17 protein-coding genes and 2 pseudogenes are annotated in these 14,549 nt (G+C 69.4%); 11 read left to right on the top strand and 8 right to left on the bottom strand.

The window, feature by feature from the left end:
* Window positions 1–26: 26 nt before the first annotated feature.
* The gene (locus AC1DTW_RS26260) at window positions 27–488 is read right to left on the bottom strand and encodes a YbhB/YbcL family Raf kinase inhibitor-like protein (protein ID WP_477984636.1); all 462 of its coding nucleotides are present in this window, start codon (window positions 486–488) and stop codon (window positions 27–29) included.
* Window positions 489–678: 190 nt separating this feature from the next.
* Here AC1DTW_RS26260 and AC1DTW_RS26255 point away from each other — a divergent pair.
* From AC1DTW_RS26255 to AC1DTW_RS26245, 3 genes and pseudogenes are all read left to right on the top strand, one after another.
* Window positions 679–974, top strand: a pseudogene (locus tag AC1DTW_RS26255) (hypothetical protein).
* A 103-nt stretch (window positions 975–1,077) separates the two neighbouring features.
* The gene (locus AC1DTW_RS26250) at window positions 1,078–1,890 is read left to right on the top strand and encodes an oxidoreductase (protein WP_477984634.1); all 813 of its coding nucleotides are present in this window, start codon (window positions 1,078–1,080) and stop codon (window positions 1,888–1,890) included.
* Window positions 1,891–1,965: 75 nt separating this feature from the next.
* Entirely contained in the window at window positions 1,966–2,967 is a 1,002-nt protein-coding gene (locus tag AC1DTW_RS26245; RefSeq protein ID WP_477984632.1) for an NADP-dependent oxidoreductase, read from the top strand.
* On the opposite strand, the gene AC1DTW_RS26240 is transcribed toward AC1DTW_RS26245, so the two are convergent.
* The gene (locus AC1DTW_RS26240) at window positions 2,954–3,994 is read right to left on the bottom strand and encodes a helix-turn-helix transcriptional regulator (RefSeq protein ID WP_477984630.1); all 1,041 of its coding nucleotides are present in this window, start codon (window positions 3,992–3,994) and stop codon (window positions 2,954–2,956) included. The genes AC1DTW_RS26245 and AC1DTW_RS26240 overlap by 14 nt on opposite strands.
* Before the next feature lie 83 nt (window positions 3,995–4,077).
* Between AC1DTW_RS26240 and AC1DTW_RS26235 the strand changes: the two genes are divergently transcribed.
* Genes AC1DTW_RS26235 through AC1DTW_RS26225 form a run of 3 tightly spaced genes read left to right on the top strand, consistent with a single transcriptional unit; the run spans window position 4,078 to window position 5,734 of the window.
* A complete protein-coding gene (locus tag AC1DTW_RS26235; RefSeq protein WP_477984628.1) occupies window positions 4,078–4,812 on the top strand; it encodes an NIPSNAP family protein in 735 nt (244 codons plus the stop codon).
* A 17-nt stretch (window positions 4,813–4,829) separates the two neighbouring features.
* Complete coding sequence (locus tag AC1DTW_RS26230) at window positions 4,830–5,357, top strand: hypothetical protein (RefSeq protein ID WP_477984627.1); 528 nt, start codon at window positions 4,830–4,832, stop codon at window positions 5,355–5,357.
* Entirely contained in the window at window positions 5,354–5,734 is a 381-nt protein-coding gene (locus AC1DTW_RS26225; protein WP_477984625.1) for a hypothetical protein, read from the top strand. The genes AC1DTW_RS26230 and AC1DTW_RS26225 overlap by 4 nt, the downstream gene beginning before the upstream one ends.
* A gap of 3 nt (window positions 5,735–5,737) precedes the next feature.
* Here the strand turns inward: AC1DTW_RS26225 and AC1DTW_RS26220 are convergent, their stop codons facing one another.
* Together AC1DTW_RS26220 and AC1DTW_RS26215 are read right to left on the bottom strand one after the other, a co-directional pair.
* Window positions 5,738–5,905: a hypothetical protein gene (locus AC1DTW_RS26220; RefSeq protein ID WP_477984623.1), complete on the bottom strand. Its 168-nt coding sequence runs from the start codon at window positions 5,903–5,905 to the stop codon at window positions 5,738–5,740.
* A 93-nt stretch (window positions 5,906–5,998) separates the two neighbouring features.
* Window positions 5,999–6,208: a hypothetical protein gene (locus AC1DTW_RS26215; protein ID WP_477984621.1), complete on the bottom strand. Its 210-nt coding sequence runs from the start codon at window positions 6,206–6,208 to the stop codon at window positions 5,999–6,001.
* Window positions 6,209–6,386: 178 nt separating this feature from the next.
* Here AC1DTW_RS26215 and AC1DTW_RS26210 point away from each other — a divergent pair, with 178 nt between their 5' ends.
* A complete protein-coding gene (locus AC1DTW_RS26210; protein WP_477984619.1) occupies window positions 6,387–7,349 on the top strand; it encodes a complex I NDUFA9 subunit family protein in 963 nt (320 codons plus the stop codon).
* A gap of 28 nt (window positions 7,350–7,377) precedes the next feature.
* Here the strand turns inward: AC1DTW_RS26210 and AC1DTW_RS26205 are convergent, their stop codons facing one another.
* The gene (locus tag AC1DTW_RS26205) at window positions 7,378–8,235 is read right to left on the bottom strand and encodes an Ivy family c-type lysozyme inhibitor (protein ID WP_477984617.1); all 858 of its coding nucleotides are present in this window, start codon (window positions 8,233–8,235) and stop codon (window positions 7,378–7,380) included.
* A gap of 144 nt (window positions 8,236–8,379) precedes the next feature.
* Here AC1DTW_RS26205 and AC1DTW_RS26200 point away from each other — a divergent pair, with 144 nt between their 5' ends.
* The 4 genes from AC1DTW_RS26200 (at window position 8,380) to AC1DTW_RS26185 (ending at window position 12,220) form a co-directional block, all read left to right on the top strand.
* On the top strand, window positions 8,380–8,676 hold the full coding sequence (locus AC1DTW_RS26200; RefSeq protein WP_477984615.1) for a hypothetical protein: 297 nt from the start codon (window positions 8,380–8,382) through the stop codon (window positions 8,674–8,676).
* Window positions 8,677–8,760: 84 nt separating this feature from the next.
* A complete protein-coding gene (locus tag AC1DTW_RS26195; RefSeq protein ID WP_477984613.1) occupies window positions 8,761–9,498 on the top strand; it encodes a FadR/GntR family transcriptional regulator in 738 nt (245 codons plus the stop codon).
* A gap of 20 nt (window positions 9,499–9,518) precedes the next feature.
* Window positions 9,519–10,733 carry a D-mannonate dehydratase ManD gene (gene manD / locus AC1DTW_RS26190; protein WP_477984611.1) on the top strand — a complete coding sequence of 405 codons (1,215 nt, stop codon included), beginning with the start codon at window positions 9,519–9,521 and terminating at the stop codon, window positions 10,731–10,733.
* A gap of 5 nt (window positions 10,734–10,738) precedes the next feature.
* Window positions 10,739–12,220, top strand: a complete 1,482-nt coding sequence (locus AC1DTW_RS26185; protein WP_477984609.1) for a mannitol dehydrogenase family protein — start codon at window positions 10,739–10,741, stop codon at window positions 12,218–12,220.
* Between the two features lie 61 nt (window positions 12,221–12,281).
* Here AC1DTW_RS26185 and AC1DTW_RS26180 read toward each other — a convergent pair whose 3' ends face one another.
* From AC1DTW_RS26180 to AC1DTW_RS26170, 3 genes and pseudogenes are all read right to left on the bottom strand, one after another.
* On the bottom strand, window positions 12,282–13,604 hold the full coding sequence (locus AC1DTW_RS26180; protein WP_477984607.1) for a TRAP transporter large permease: 1,323 nt from the start codon (window positions 13,602–13,604) through the stop codon (window positions 12,282–12,284).
* Window positions 13,601–14,254 carry a TRAP transporter small permease gene (locus AC1DTW_RS26175; RefSeq protein ID WP_477984605.1) on the bottom strand — a complete coding sequence of 218 codons (654 nt, stop codon included), beginning with the start codon at window positions 14,252–14,254 and terminating at the stop codon, window positions 13,601–13,603. Before AC1DTW_RS26175 ends, AC1DTW_RS26180 begins: the two co-directional genes overlap by 4 nt.
* 46 nt (window positions 14,255–14,300) lie before the next feature.
* Window positions 14,301–14,549: pseudogene (locus AC1DTW_RS26170) on the bottom strand (C4-dicarboxylate ABC transporter); the annotation flags it as partial.

Raw genomic sequence — 14,549 nt, 5'->3', positions numbered from 1 at the left:
GCCAACGCCAGCCCCGCAAACAGGCGCTAGTGCTTTTGGTAGGTGCCGATCAGCTGCGTCTGCGCCAGCACGTGCCCCTGCATCGCGCGCTCGAGATCCGCCTTGGTCGGGCTGGACAGATTCGACAGCCGGGTGTCGAGCGCATACAGCTTGAAGAAGTAGCGGTGCCGCCCCACCGGTGGACACGGTCCGCCGTAGCCGGCCCGGTGCCAGTCGTTCAAGCCGGCGCGGCAAGCGCCGGGCAACGGCCGGCCGCCTTCCGGCAGCGCACCCGCGTCGGGCGGGATGTCGACCAGCACCCAGTGCACCCAGGTCCGGGTCGGCGCCGCCGGGTCGGGTGCGTCCGGGTCGTCGACGATCAGCGCGAGGCTCTGGGTGCGGTCCGGAAGCTCGCTCCAGGCGAGCGGCGGCGCGACATCGTCGCCCTCGCAGGTGTAGCGCGGCGGGATGGCGCCGCCGGGCGTGAACACGGTCGAACTCAACTCCATGGTCCATCTCCTTTCGTGCGGTGGGTTGATGGGTGGAACATCGATGCGAATGTGAACCTGTGGTGACGGAAATTCAACGAATGGCCAGCATCGGCGCGCTGGCAAGGCAGCGCACCGGAACATCCGGCGTCGACAGGTCCGACGAGGGTCGGGTCCAGAAAACCACCGCACGCGGCCCGCGCAATGATGTATGATGCTCATCATGCGACACGGAAGAACCAGCGCCAGGGCCGCCGCCAAAGAGCGCTCGCACGAACGCATCGTGTCCTCTGCCGCGCGCGCGACTCGTCGCAGCGGCTACGACGGCACCGGCGTCGCCTTGTCGCTCGCCAGTCGCCTGACTGGGGGCAGCCCGGCGCCCACGAACAAGCACTCGCGACCATCGCCATGGGGGCCCTGGTGCTCGCTCGCGCGGTCGACGAGCCCGCCTTCTCGGACAGGTTGCGCGAAGCCGCGTTGAAGCGACTCCTGCCTGCCGGAACCTGAACCCCGTTGACGGATGCGAGCCGCTGGCTCGTCGCTACATATGATGTACATCATGCGACAACGATTTGAGTGCCCGAATTCCAAACCCTGACGGAGAAACGTCATGAACATGAAAAGCAAGGTTGCCGTCGTCACGGGCGCGTCCTCAGGCATCGGCCAGGCGACTGCGGAGCAGCTGGCGAAGGCTGGCTACGCGGTGTATGGCACCAGCCGACGCGCCGGCGACATCGGGCGGCGATGGTTCGAGATGCTGCCCCTCGATGTGACCCAGGACGAATCGGTCGAAGCTGCTGTTCGCACAGTGATGCAGCGCGAAGGCCGTATCGACCTGCTCGTCAACAACGCTGGCTTCGGCGTCGCGCCAGCCGGTGCGGAAGAGAGCTCGATCGAGCAGGCCCAGTCGATCTTCGATACGAACTTCTTCGGGATCGTCCGGATGACGCGGGCCGTCGTGCCGCACATGCGCCGTCAGGGAGGCGGTCGCATCATCAACATCGGCTCGGTTCTGGGTTTCCTGCCGATGCCCTACATGGCGCTGTATTCCGCGACCAAGCACGCGGTCGCCGGCTACTCGGAATCGCTCGATCATGAGCTGCGCACGATGGGCATCCGGGTCTCGGTCGTCGAGCCCGCCTACATCAATACGCCCTTCGATGCGAATTTGATGAAACCCGACGCTCCCCTCGATCTGTATCGCGACATTCGCGGGGGCGTGGAGAAGCGGGTCAAGGAAGTTCTCGTCGACGCGGACGGGCCCGAGGTCGTGGCGGACGTCGTCGTGCGAGCGGCCATGGCGGCCCGTCCGAAGATCCACTACGCCCCTGGCCTGGCCAGGCGCATGCGCCTGCTGCGCAGATTTGCGCCCGCCTCCTTGCTCGATGCGGGCGTTCGCAGGGATCTGCGGCTCGAAGCGTAGATGGCCCGGCCTTCGACCGAAGACCCGAGTTCAAGAACGGCGGCGACCAGCGTGCGCCAGACACAGGGAAGAACCATGAAAGCATTTGTTCTCGATCGATACGGCAAGAAGCGCGCGTTGCGGCCGGCAGAGATGCCAGAACCGGAATTGCGCGATGACGAGGTCTTGATCCAGGTCCATGCCGCCGGCGTGAACCTGCTGGACGCGAAGATCCGCGACGGGGAGTTCAAGCTCATCCTGCCCTATCGCCTGCCCCTCGTGCTGGGCCACGACGTGGCCGGCGTCGTCGCGAAGGTCGGACCGCGCGTGCGGCTGTTCAAGCCGGGGGACGAGGTCTATGCCAGGCCTGACGATTTCCGCATCGGCAGCTTCGCCGAGTACATCGCGGTCAAGGAAGCGTCCCTGGCCATCAAGCCCGCGGCGCTGACCATGGAAGAAGCCGCCTCGATCCCGCTGGTGGGCCTGACGGCGTGGCAAGCGCTGATCGAAACGGCGAATCTGAAGCGTGGGCAGAAGGTCTTCATTCAGGCCGGGTCCGGCGGTGTCGGAACGTTTGCGATTCAGTTGGCGAAACACCTGGGAGCCACGGTCGCCACCACCACGAGCAGCGCCAACATCGACCTGGTGAAGCGCCTCGGAGCCGACATCGTCATCGACTACAGACAGGACGACTTCGAGAAGGTGCTGCAGAACTACGACGTGGTCCTGCACAGCCAGGATGCGGCGGCGCTGGAGAAATCCCTGCGCGTGCTGAAACCCGGCGGGACGCTGGTCTCCATTTCCGGCCCACCTGATCCGCGATTCGTGAACCGAATCGGCGCCCCGTGGTTCGTGAAGCTCATCGTCCGCCTGCTGAGCTCCGGCATCAGAAGGAGGGCGACCCGTCGTGACGTGAGGTACTCGTTCCTCTTCATGCATGCCAGCGGACACCCGCTGCGGGAGATCACCTCGCTCATCGATGCCGGCGCCATACGCGCCGTCGTGGATCGGGTCTTTCCGTTTGAATCGACGAACGAAGCCCTGTCCTATGTCGAGACAGGGCGCGCGAAGGGCAAGGTCGTCATCAAGGTGCGATAGCCGCCGATGCGGCCCTGCGCCGGCGCGGTGCCGCGGTCCGCGCTGGCGCCGGCTTGCGACCGCCGGCATACAGCCGCGTCAGCCGTTGCGCCGTCAGCCGCATGCGCGCGCGCAGCGTGGCCGGCTCCAGCGCCTCGACATCGGCGCCGAGATTGATCAGCTGGTCGGCGGCGTGCTCGACCGACTCGATCGGCACCGTCACGCGGACCCAGCCGCCGCGGTCTTTCGCGAGCGTCTTGTCGACCGCGTCGGCGACCGCACTGCTGATCTGCCGCAGCAGGCGCGCGCCGCGCGGCGAGACGCGCAGCACCGCGGTCGCGCGGTAGATGCCGGTCTCGAAGCGACGCGTCGATTCCTGCCAGTACGCCGCCAGGTCGAAGTCGCGCGGCGGCGTGAAGCGCTGCGCCAACGCGCGCAGCGCGTGGATGCCGGTCAGTCGGTAGGTGCGCGGCTCGGCGCCCTTGCCGGCGCGCGCCGCCATGTACCAGACGCCCGCCTTCAGCACGAGCCCGAGCGGCTCGACCTCGCGTTCGCGCACGCCGTTCCAGCTCTCGTAGTGAATCTGCAGACGGCGCTCGTGCCACACCGCGTCGGCCACTGCGCCGAGGTGCTCGGTGCGCGCCGCAGCGCGGAACCAGTCGACCGCGTCGAGGTGGAAGCGCGCGCTCAAGTGTTGCGCGTCGGCCTGCCATTCGGGCGGCAGCGTCGCGAGCACCTTCAGCCGCGCCGACGCGACCGCTTCGCCCAGGCCGAGCTCGGCGGCCGGGCCGGCCAGGCCCGAGAGAAACAGCGCGCGCGATTCGGGCGCGGTCAGCCCGGTCAGCCGCGTGCGCCAGCCTTCCTGCAACTGGAAGCCCCCGCTGCGCCCGCGATCGGCCCAGACCGGCACGCCGGCGGCGCTGAGTTCGTCGATGTCGCGGTGGATCGTGCGCACCGAGACCTCGAGCTCGCGCGCCAGTGCCGACGCGCTCAGGCGGCCGCGCGCCTGCAGCAGCATCAGGATCGACAACAGGCGGCTCGCGTGCATCGCAGCAGTCTCGCAGAAATACATGACGTGGGTTGGCATGTATCGCGGCGCAGCATCAGCGCATCGTCACTTCGCGCCGCGTCATGCCATTGCTCACCGTACCCCCGAACGGAATCGTCGAACTGCGTCAGTACACGCTGCACCCGGGCCGCCGCGACGCGCTGATCGCGCTCTTCGAGCGCGAGTTCGTCGAGACGCAGGAGGCCGTCGGCATCACGCTGCTCGGCCAGTTCCGCGACCTCGACGATCCCGACCGCTTCGTCTGGCTGCGCGCGTTCGCCGACATGCCGACGCGTGCCCGCGCGCTCGCGGCGTTCTACGACGGCCCCGCCTGGCGCGCGCATCGCGACGCGGCGAATGCGACGATGCAGGACTCCGACAACGTGCTGCTGCTGCGGCCCGCCACGCGCGAGGCCGCGATGCCGATCGACCGTTGGCAGCGCGACGCCGGCACGCCGCGCGACGGCGCGGTGCTCGCCGCCATCGTCGCGCTGGCCGCGCCGGCGAGTGCGGCGCTGATCGCCGCACTCGACGCGGTGCTGGCGCCGACCTTCGTGCAGGCTCCCGGCGAGGTCGTCGCACGCTACGCGACCGAGGCCGCCGCCAACACCTTCGCGCGCCTGCCGGTGCGCGACGGCGAGTCGGTCGTCGTCTGGCTCGCACGCTTCGGCGCCAGCGCCGGCTGCAGCCGCGCTACCGACGCGCTGGCGCACGCGTCGGACCGGCTCGCCGGCGCGGCAGCCGACGCCGGCAACCGGCTCGTCGCGCCGAACATCCAGCTGCTGCGGCTCGCGCCGACAGAGCGTTCACGTTTCTGACCCGAAAGGAGATCTTCATGAGCAGTTCACAGCCCCGATTCGTCGGCCGCCCGCACGACTTCAACTTCCTGTGCGGCGACTGGCGACTGACGAACCGCCGCCTGCGCCAGCGCCTGGCCGGTTGCGACGACTGGGACGAGTTCCCCGCGACGCTGCACGCCAGCGTGATGCTCGACGGCGCCGTCAGCGTCGACGAGACGCACTTCCCGACCCGAGGCTTCTCGGGCATGACGCTGCGCTCGCTCGATCGCGAGGCGCAGCAGTGGGCGATCTACTGGATCAACAGCGCGAGCGGGCAGCTGTGCCCGCCGGTGCGCGGCGGCTTCGACGCCGACGGCGGCGAGCGCGGCGAATTCTTCGGCGACGACACCGACGCCGGCCGCGCGGTGCGCGTGCGCTTCATCTGGACCCGCCTCGGCGCCGATGCGGCGCGCTGGGAGCAGGCCTTCGCGCTCGATGGCGGCGCATGGGAAACGAACTGGGTGATGGAGATGCGCCGCACATCGCCGGCCCCCACCGAACAGGCAAGCAAGGAGCTCGCATGAACAACACGATCCACGAACTGGTCGAACGCTACATCGCGGTCTGGAACGAACCCGATGCGCAGGCGCGGCGCGCGCAGATCGAAAGGCTCTGGCCGGCCGATGGTGCGCACTTCACGCCGTCGACGGCGGTGCACGGGCACGCCGCGCTCGAACAGCGCGTGACGACGGCGTGGCAGAAGTGGGTGCGCGACACCGGCCACCGATTTCGCGGCTGCGGCGATGCCGACAGCCACCACGGCGGCGTCAAGTTTCACTGGGAGATGGTCACGGCCGCCGGCGAGGTCTCGTCGCTCGGCTTCGACTTTCTGATGCTCGACGCCGAGGGCCGCATCGCGAGCGACCACCAGTTTCTCGAACCGGCGGCGCCGCGCCGCTGAGCCCTACTGCGAGACGCCCAGGGTCACCATCAGCTTCAGGTACTCGAGCCGCGCGTGCAGCTCGGTGAGCTCGCGTCGCAGCCGAAGCCAGTTGCGGACCTGCTCGTCATCGACGGCTGCGGCGCGCGGCGCGGGGATGGGCTGAGGGCGGGGCGAGGGGGTGGTGTTCATGCGACACGTCCGAGAGTTCGGCATGCATCGCATCGTCGTGAACGCGGGGCCGCAGGTCAACCCCGCGTTCGGGTGCGCGGGGCGCCGCGGCGATCAGGAGCGAACGCGGGCACTCTTCGATTCGGCGGGCATGCGGCGCGCGACACGGGTGCCGTCTTCGCCGACCGCACTGCCGACCACGAAGGCATGCGGTTCGCTCCAGGCGCTGGAGGTCTTGCCGAAGACGAGGTCGGTCGTGCGGATGCGGCCTTCGGTCAGTTGCACATAGCCTTGCGGCAGGTTCGGGTGATCTTGTCCGGTCATGGGAGATTTCGAGTGGAGGAACCCTCGATTGTCCAACACATCGGAACGGGGCCAGTGACGGCGTGTGAACCGCCGTCGATCAGCAGCGTGCCCGGCAGGCATGCCGTCATTCGACCTGCGGCGTGATGCATGATTCTGCTTGGATTCCGGACCCTGCATCGGAGCGGACGGCAACGCGATGAACGACGACAGCAACCTCGTGATCCTCGGCGGCACCGGCTTCGTCGGCCGCAGCTTGTGCGGCCTGCTGGTCGAGCGCTCGGGCGGCGGCAGCGCGCAGCTCGTCGTGCCGAGCCGCGCGCCGGCGCGCGCGAAGCACCTGCGGCTGCTGCCGACCTTGCGCGTCGTCGACGCCGACGTCCACGACGAGGCCCAGCTGACCGCGCTGCTGCGCGGGCGCGACGCGGTCGTCAACCTGGTCGCGATCCTGCATGGCAGTGCCGCGGCCTTCGAGCGCACGCATGTCGAACTGCCGCGCACGCTCGCGCGGGCCTGCGCAGCGGCCGGCGTGCGGCGTGTCGTGCATGTCAGCGCGCTCGGCGTCGCCCCGGACGCACCGAGCCGCTACCTGCGCACCAAGGCCGCGGGCGAAGCGGTGCTGCAGGGCGCGGGTCTCGATCTGACGATCCTGCGGCCTTCGGTGATGTTCGGCGCACACGACCGCTTCCTGAACCTGTTCGCCCGGCTGCAGAAGTGGTTGCCGCTGATGCCGCTCGCGGGTGCCAGTTCGCGCTTCCAGCCGGTGTGGGTGCAGGATGTGGCGGCCGCCCTCGTGCGCTGCCTCGACGACGATGCGACGATCGGCCAGACCTACGAGCTGGCCGGCCCGCAGGTCTTCACGCTGAAGGCGCTGGTGCAGGCGGCCGGCCGCTACGCCGGCCACCCGCGGCCGGTGCTCGCGCTGCCCGATGCACTCGGCACGCTGCAGGCCCTGGCGCTGGAGATGCTGCCGGGCACGCCGCTGATGTCGCGCGACAACCTCGCGTCGATGCGCGTGCCTAACGTCGCGAGCGGCCGGCTGCCGGGCCTCGCGCAACTCGGCATCGAGCCGGCGCCGCTCGACAGCGTCGCGCCCGCTTACCTCGCGCCGGGGCGCGGCGTCGCACGGCTCGACCGCTGGCGCGCGCGACGCGGGCGCTGACGGCGCGGGCGCGGCGCGTGTCGCGCCGCTACTTCTGCCGCCACTCGGCGCGCCAGAGTCGCTCGAGGCGCGGCGCGAGCCCGGGGCCGGGCGCGCCGACCAGCGTCTTCACGCGCTTTTGCGCGATCACGCCGAGCACGCGCTGTTGTGGGGCCGAGTACAGGAAGACCGCGCTGTGGTCGTAGCAGTCGTGCGGCTTGCAGACCGCGATCACGACGTAGCGCGTGCCGCCGAACGCCTGCTCGCGCGTCGGCGGCGCCGGGCCCTCCAGACGCGCGAGCCAGCGCTCGCTGGCCTGCGCACCGATCGCGCGCAGGTAGAGACGCTCGAAGGCCGGATCGGCGCGCAGCGTCGCGATGTCCGGCACCGCGGCGGCTGTGGACGTCGCGGCGTCGGGCGGCGGCGCCTGCGTCGGCGCGGCGGCCTTGTCGGTGGCGTCGGCCGGCTCGCAGCGCCGGTACTTGCGCGCCATCAGCGCCTTGCCGAGCGCCGCGGTGACCGGCGCATCGCCGTCGAGCAGGATGTACGGGCCGGTCGTATCCGCATAGGCCATGAAGATCAGCTGCGGGCCGCCGCGCACCTCGCCGATCAGCGCGACGCGGAAGTTCTTCGGCGGCGCGTTGCGGCCAAAGAAGCCGTAGTCGCCGAGCGGCTTGCGGCCGGTGATGCGCTGGCCGTTCTGCTCGACCCGCAGCGCCTCGGCGTCGACGCGCAAGCGCGGTGCGGCAGGGTTCGCGCAATCGGCCGCGTAGCTGCCGCCGAACTCGCGCAGCGCCCGTGCATCGAGGCCGCCCTGCGCACGGGCGGGCGACGCGGCCAGCGGCAACAGCAGGCCGATCGCGAGCGCCGCGCGAAGGCGCATCGGGCCCGGTTCGCGCATCATCATCGGCCCCTCGGTGGACGTGGCGATGTGGCGAGCGTAGTGGAAAAATCTGCGCGCCGCGCTACGCTGCAGGCGTTCGATAATGCATCGCCCCGTCGCCGTTCTCCACCCACGAGCCGCCCCCTTTTCTCGCCGAATCGAGCCGCCATGATCGAACGTGTGTTCGCCGCGATCGTCTTCGCGTTCTGCATCGTGATGCTGCTGCGGCTGGTCGTCAGTGCGCCGCGGCGCTACCGGTTCGACGCGTTCGTGCAGCGCACGCTGCGGCGGTTGCGTCGCGCCGGGCTGGCGGTCTGGCATTGGCGCGATGCGCGCCGCGATGCGCAGCGCGCACGCAAGCTCGCCGACGAAGCGATCAAGCGGGCGCGCGACCATGGCGCCTGGGACGGCAACGTCTACACGCCGAAGTCCTTCCGCAAACCGCCGCACGACAAGATGCACTGAGGCCGGCAGCGGTCCGATCTAGTGGTAAACCAGCTGCGAGAATTGGTGTACCACTTTTAGACTGGCAGGCCACACCGTGCCGCCATGTCTTCGATCGCCAGCCTCCCACCCGCCCCTGCATCCGCAGCCGCCGAGTCCTTCGGCGATCGCTCGTACCAGAGACTCGCCGCCCGAATCACCGTGCTGATCCGCGAAGGTGAGTTCGAAGTTGGCGCACGCCTTCCATCTGAGCGTTCTCTGGCTGAGCAATTCGATGTCAGTCGCACGCAGGTTCGCGAGGCCATCATCGTGCTCGAGCTTCAGGGGGCGGTCGAGGTGCGCGGTGGCTCCGGCATCTACGTCTGCGCGGCGCCGGCCGCCTCGATGCGGTCGACCACTTTCATGCCGCCGAGCGGGCCCGGCCCGTTCGAGCTGCTGCGGGCGCGCTGCCTGATCGAATCCGAGATCGCCTCGGTCGCGGCCGAGAACCGCAAGGACACCGACCTCGATCGCATCTTCGCGGCGCTCGTCGCGATGCGCGAGCAGATGCACGACAAGGCCGCGAACGAGGCCGCCGACCGGCGCTTTCACCTGCGCATCGCCGAGTCGACCGGCAACAGCGTGCTGCTGCAGATGGTGACCGCGCTGTGGGACCACACGAAGGCGCCGATCTGGTCGCAGATGGAAAGCCACTTCCACACGCCCGAGCTGCGCCGCGCGTCGCAGGACGACCACCAGCGCATCTTCAGCGCACTGCTCGAACGCAATGCCGAGGCCGCACGCGCCGCGATGCGCGCCCACATCGAGCGCGTGATCGGCGAATTTGCCCAAGCCTGGCGCTGACGAACCCGCACGGAACCCGCATGAAAATCACCCACGCCAAAGTCATCGTCTGCAGCCCCGGCCGCAACTTCGCGACCTTGAAGATCGAGACCGACGAAGGCCTGACCGGGATCGGCGACGCGACCCTGAACGGCCGCGAGCTCGCGGTCGCGGCCTACCTGACCGAGCACGTGATCCCGTGCCTGATCGGGCGCGACGCGCACCAGATCGAAGACATCTGGCAGTACCTCTACAAGGGTGCCTACTGGCGCCGCGGGCCGGTCACGATGAGCGCGATCGCGGCCGTCGACACGGCACTGTGGGACATCAAGGCGAAGGCCGCGAACCTGCCGCTCTATCAGCTGCTCGGCGGCAAGAGCCGCAGCGGCGTGATGGTCTACGGCCACGCGAACGGCAGCGACATCGCGCACACCGTCGACGAGGTGCTGCGCTACCGCGATGCCGGCTACAAGGCAATCCGCGCGCAAAGCGGCGTGCCGGGGCTCGAGAAGGTCTACGGCGTCGGCCGCGGCTCGATGTTCTACGAGCCGGCCGACGCCGACCTGCCGAGCGAGCACGACTGGTCGACCGCCAAGTACCTGAACCACACGCCGAAGCTGTTCGAGGCGGTTCGCGACGCCGTCGGCCCCGACGTGCACCTGCTGCACGACGTGCACCACCGCCTGACGCCGATCGAGGCCGGGCGCCTGGGCAAGTCGCTAGAACCGTTCGACCTGTTCTGGATGGAAGACGCGACGCCGGCCGAGGACCAGAACGCGTTCAGGCTGATCCGCCAGCACACGACGACGACGCCGCTCGCCGTCGGCGAGGTCTTCAACACGATCTGGGACTGCAAGGCGCTGATCGAGAACCAGCTGATCGACTACATCCGCGCGACCGTCGTGCACGCCGGCGGCATCACGCACCTGCGCCGCATCGCCGATCTGGCCGCGCTGTACCAGGTGCGCACCGGCTGCCACGGCGCGACCGATCTGTCGCCGGTGTGCATGGGCGCGGCGCTGCATTTCGATCTGTGGGTGCCAAACTTCGGCATCCAGGAGTACATGCGCCACACCGACGAGACCGACGCGGTGTTCCCGCACGCCTACACCTTCGCCGACGGCATGCTGTACCCGGGCGACGTGCCCGGCCACGGCGTCGAGATCGACGAAGCGCTGGCCGCGAAGTACCCGTACCAGCGCGCCTACCTGCCGGTGAACCGGCTGCAGCACGACGGCACGCTCTGGAACTGGTGAGCCGGATGCAGCGCCTGCACCCCGACCGCCTCGCGGCGCTCGCCGACGATGTCGCGCGCCCGCGCTACGAGCGCAGTGCGCTGCGCGCCGGCATCGTGCACCTGGGTGTCGGCGCGTTCCAGCGCGCGCACCTTGCGGCCGTCAACGAGGCGGCGCTGCACGCCAGCGGCGATCTGCGCTGGGGGACCGTCGGCGTCTCGCTGCGCCAGCCCGACACGCGCGCGGCTCTCGCGCCGCAGGCCGGCCTGTACACGCTCGCGTTGCGCGATGCGGGTGCCGACGGACGGCCACGCGAATCGCTGCAGGTCATCGGCAACCTGCTCGACGTGCTGGTCGCACCCGACGACCCGGCCGCGGTGCTGGCGCGCCTCGCGCACGACGACACCCGCATCGTCAGCCTGACGGTCACCGAGAAGGGCTACCACCGCGACCCCGCCGGCGGCACCCTGAACCTCGTCGACGCCGACCTCGCACACGCCGACGCGCCGCGCACCGCGCTCGGCTTCATCGTTCATGCGATGCAGCGCCGGTGTCAGCGCGGCGCCGCGCCGGTCACGCTGCTGTCGTGCGACAACCTGCCGGCCAACGGCGACACGCTGCGCGGCCTGGTGCTCGCGTTCGCCGCACGGATCGATGCCGGCCTGCACGACTGGATCGCCGCGCACTGCACGTTCCCGAACGCGATGGTCGACCGCATCGTGCCGCGCACGACCGACGCCGACCGCGCCGCGGTCTCGTCGCGCCTCGGGCTGCTCGATGCGTGGCCGGTGGTCGGCGAGCCGTTTCTCGAGTGGGTCGTCGAAGACCGCTTCGCGAACGGCCGGCCCGCGTGGGAGCACGGCGGCGCGCGCTTCGTCGCGCACGCCGAGCCCTTCGAGCGGCTGAAGCTGCGCATGGTCAACGGCAGCCACACCGCGCTGGCCTGCCTGGGCGCGGTCGCCGGCTGGCGCAGCGTCGACGGCGCGCTCGCGGTGCCGGCGCTGCGGCGCTTCATCGATCGGCTGATGCGCGACGAGGTCGCGCCGACGCTGCCCGCGTTGCCCGGTCTCGACCTCGACGGCTACCGCGCGCGCCTGTTGCAGCGCTTCGCGAACCCGGCGCTGCAGCACCAGACGCAGCAGATCGCGATGGACGGCTCGCAGAAGCTGCCGCAGCGGCTGCTCGGCACCGTGCGCGACCGGCTCGCGGCGAACGCATCGATCGAGCTGCTCGCGCTCGCGGTCGCCGGCTGGATGCACTACCTGCGCGGCGTCGAAGAGTCCGGCACGCGCTACGCGATCCACGACCCGCTGGCCGACGCGCTCGCCGCGCAGCTCGCACGGGCCGACGCCTGCGGGTCGGTGCCCGACGGCGTCGCGCGCTTCACGGCCTTCGCACCGGTATTCGGCACGCTGGGGCAGGAGCCGGGTTTCGTCAGCGCGGTCGCGCAGCAGCTCGCGTCACTGCGGCAGCGCGGCGTGCTCGCGACGCTCGAAGGCCTCGGCTGACCCCGCCCCGAGCCCTCGGCGTTGCGCCCCGAGCCCCTCTTCGATCGCGTTCGCGCGCCGCCTACCTGAACAGCAGGTGCGGCAGCCACAGCGACAGCGGCGGCCAGAACGTGACGACGACGAGGAAGGCGACCATCGTCAGCAGCCACGGGCCGACCGCGACCGTGAGCTCGGTGATGCCCATCTTCGTGATGCCCGAGGCCACGTACAGGTTCAGCCCCACCGGCGGATGGCACAGGCCGACCTCCATGTTGACCGCCATCAGGATGCCGAAGTGGATCGGATCGACGCCGAGCTTGATGGCCACCGGGAACAAGATGGGCGCCATGATCAGCACGATCGCGGCCGGGTCCATGAAATTACCGGCGGCGAGCAGGATCACATTGACCAACAGCAGGAAGGCGACGAGGCCGAAGCCCTGGCTCGTCATCCATGCGGCCATCGCCTGCGGGATCTGCTCGGAGGTCATCAGGAAGCTGAACAGCACCGCGTTGGTGATGATGTACAGCAGCATCGAGCTCATCGCCGCGGCGCTGCGCAGCGACCGGGGCACATCGCTGAGCTTCAGGTCCTTGTAGACGAAGACCGAGATGAAGAACGCGTAGACGGCGGCGACCGCCGCGGCTTCGGTCGGCGTGAACACGCCGCTGTAGATGCCGCCGATCACGACCACGATCAGCAGCAGACCCCACAGGCTCTCGCGAAACGCGCGCCAGCGCTCCAGCCAGGTTGCCCTCTGCATGCGCGGGTAGTCGAACTTCTTGGCGCGCCACCACGTCGTCAGGCCGAGCAGGAACGACAGGCACAGCCCCGGCAGGATGCCGGCGAGGAACAGGGCGCCGACCGACGCCGAGCCGACCTGCTCGCCGTGCGGGCCCGTGACGTTCATGCCGGCGGTCGCAATCGAATAGATCACGAGGTTGATCGACGGGGGGAACAGAATCCCCAGAGCCCCCGAAGTGGTGATCACCCCGGCGCCGAACCGCTTCGGGTAGCCGGCCTTGACCATCGCCGGCAACATGATCGAGCCGACCGCGACGACGGTCGCGACCGACGAGCCGGAGATCGCCGCGAACAGCGCGCAGGCCATCACGCCGGCCAGCCCCATGCCGCCGTACCAGTGGCCGATCATCGCGGTGCAGAAGTTGATCATCCGCCGCGCGACACCGCCGTGCGTCAGGAAGTTGCCGGCCAGGATGAAGAACGGGATCGCCATGATCTCGAACTTGTCGATGCCGGTGAACAGCTTCAGCGCCACCGACTCGATCGGCACCTCGGTCATCGTGAACAGGAAGGTCAGCACCGTCAGGCCGAGCGAGATCGAGATCGGCATGCCGGTGAGCATCAGCGCCAGCAGCAGGATGAAGATGATCGCGGTGTTCATCGTTTTTCTCCTTGCGCGGCCGCAGCGGTCGGGCCGTGGGCGATCAGTTCGGTCTCGTCGAGTTCGTCGACGCCTTCCACGTGGCCATGGTCGTGATGCGGTACCTCACCGGTCCTGGCAAAGCCCCAGGCCACTTGCAGGAAGCGGAAGCACATCAGGTACGAGCCCAGCGGCACGCACGAGTACACGATCCAGGTCTGGATCTCGAGGTCGGGCGAGGTCGGACCCTCGGGCACGTCGCCCACGTCCATGCCCAGCAGTGTGTGCATCAGGGCGTGATGGAAGCCGTTCTCCCAGACGAAGCGCGCACCCAGGGTGCCGACGATGCCGGTGAACAGCGCACCGGCGAGCAGACCGAACATGATCAGGTAGCGCGCCTTCGACTTGGGCAGCGCGCGCACCAGCACGTCGACGCCGACGTGGGTGCCGGCGCGCACGCCGTAGGCCGCGCCGAACTTGGCCATCCACACGAACATGTAGATGCACAGCTCCTGCGCCCAGCTGACGTTGATCCGGACGGCATAGTCCTGCAGGTACGGGACGCCGGACGCGAAGCGGTGCACCACGGCCAGGAAGATCACGAACGTGGCGGCACCGATCAGGAAGGTGATGAGCCATTCCTCCAGGTGGTCGAGGATGCGATTGAACACGGCGGTCTCCGGTCGGTGGGCAGCAGCAAGAATCCGGCGCGGGCGCCTACTTGGGCGCGACGAACCCGGCCGCCTTGTAGACAGCGTCGATCGTCGGCTTGCCGACGCGCGCTTCCATCTCCTTGTGGACCGGCATCAGCGCCTTCTTCCACTCGTTGGTCTCGTCCGGCGTCAGCGTGTAGATCGTGCTCTTGCCGCTGGCCTTGATCTTGTCGAGCGAGATCGTGTTCTCGGTCGCGGCGATCGCGTTGGCGTAGGTCGTCGCGTCCTTCATCGCGCCTTCGAGCGTGGTGCG

It is taken from the genome of Rhizobacter sp. P5_A1 (assembly GCF_056400745.1).
This window is presented reverse-complemented; position numbering and strand designations above follow the sequence as displayed.

Bases quoted from the DNA above. Each gene is read 5' to 3' on its own strand.
- AC1DTW_RS26260 (WP_477984636.1), bottom strand. From the start codon at position 488: ATGGAGTTGAGTTCGACCGTGTTCACGCCCGGCGGCGCCATCCCGCCG.
- AC1DTW_RS26250 (WP_477984634.1), top strand. From the start codon at position 1,078: ATGAACATGAAAAGCAAGGTTGCCGTCGTCACGGGCGCGTCCTCAGGC.
- AC1DTW_RS26245 (WP_477984632.1), top strand. From the start codon at position 1,966: ATGAAAGCATTTGTTCTCGATCGATACGGCAAGAAGCGCGCGTTGCGG.
- AC1DTW_RS26240 (WP_477984630.1), bottom strand. From the start codon at position 3,994: ATGCACGCGAGCCGCCTGTTGTCGATCCTGATGCTGCTGCAGGCGCGC.
- AC1DTW_RS26235 (WP_477984628.1), top strand. From the start codon at position 4,078: ATGCCATTGCTCACCGTACCCCCGAACGGAATCGTCGAACTGCGTCAG.
- AC1DTW_RS26230 (WP_477984627.1), top strand. From the start codon at position 4,830: ATGAGCAGTTCACAGCCCCGATTCGTCGGCCGCCCGCACGACTTCAAC.
- AC1DTW_RS26225 (WP_477984625.1), top strand. From the start codon at position 5,354: ATGAACAACACGATCCACGAACTGGTCGAACGCTACATCGCGGTCTGG.
- AC1DTW_RS26220 (WP_477984623.1), bottom strand. From the start codon at position 5,905: ATGAACACCACCCCCTCGCCCCGCCCTCAGCCCATCCCCGCGCCGCGC.
- AC1DTW_RS26215 (WP_477984621.1), bottom strand. From the start codon at position 6,208: ATGACCGGACAAGATCACCCGAACCTGCCGCAAGGCTATGTGCAACTG.
- AC1DTW_RS26210 (WP_477984619.1), top strand. From the start codon at position 6,387: ATGAACGACGACAGCAACCTCGTGATCCTCGGCGGCACCGGCTTCGTC.
- AC1DTW_RS26205 (WP_477984617.1), bottom strand. From the start codon at position 8,235: ATGATGATGCGCGAACCGGGCCCGATGCGCCTTCGCGCGGCGCTCGCG.
- AC1DTW_RS26200 (WP_477984615.1), top strand. From the start codon at position 8,380: ATGATCGAACGTGTGTTCGCCGCGATCGTCTTCGCGTTCTGCATCGTG.
- AC1DTW_RS26195 (WP_477984613.1), top strand. From the start codon at position 8,761: ATGTCTTCGATCGCCAGCCTCCCACCCGCCCCTGCATCCGCAGCCGCC.
- manD (WP_477984611.1), top strand. From the start codon at position 9,519: ATGAAAATCACCCACGCCAAAGTCATCGTCTGCAGCCCCGGCCGCAAC.
- AC1DTW_RS26185 (WP_477984609.1), top strand. From the start codon at position 10,739: ATGCAGCGCCTGCACCCCGACCGCCTCGCGGCGCTCGCCGACGATGTC.
- AC1DTW_RS26180 (WP_477984607.1), bottom strand. From the start codon at position 13,604: ATGAACACCGCGATCATCTTCATCCTGCTGCTGGCGCTGATGCTCACC.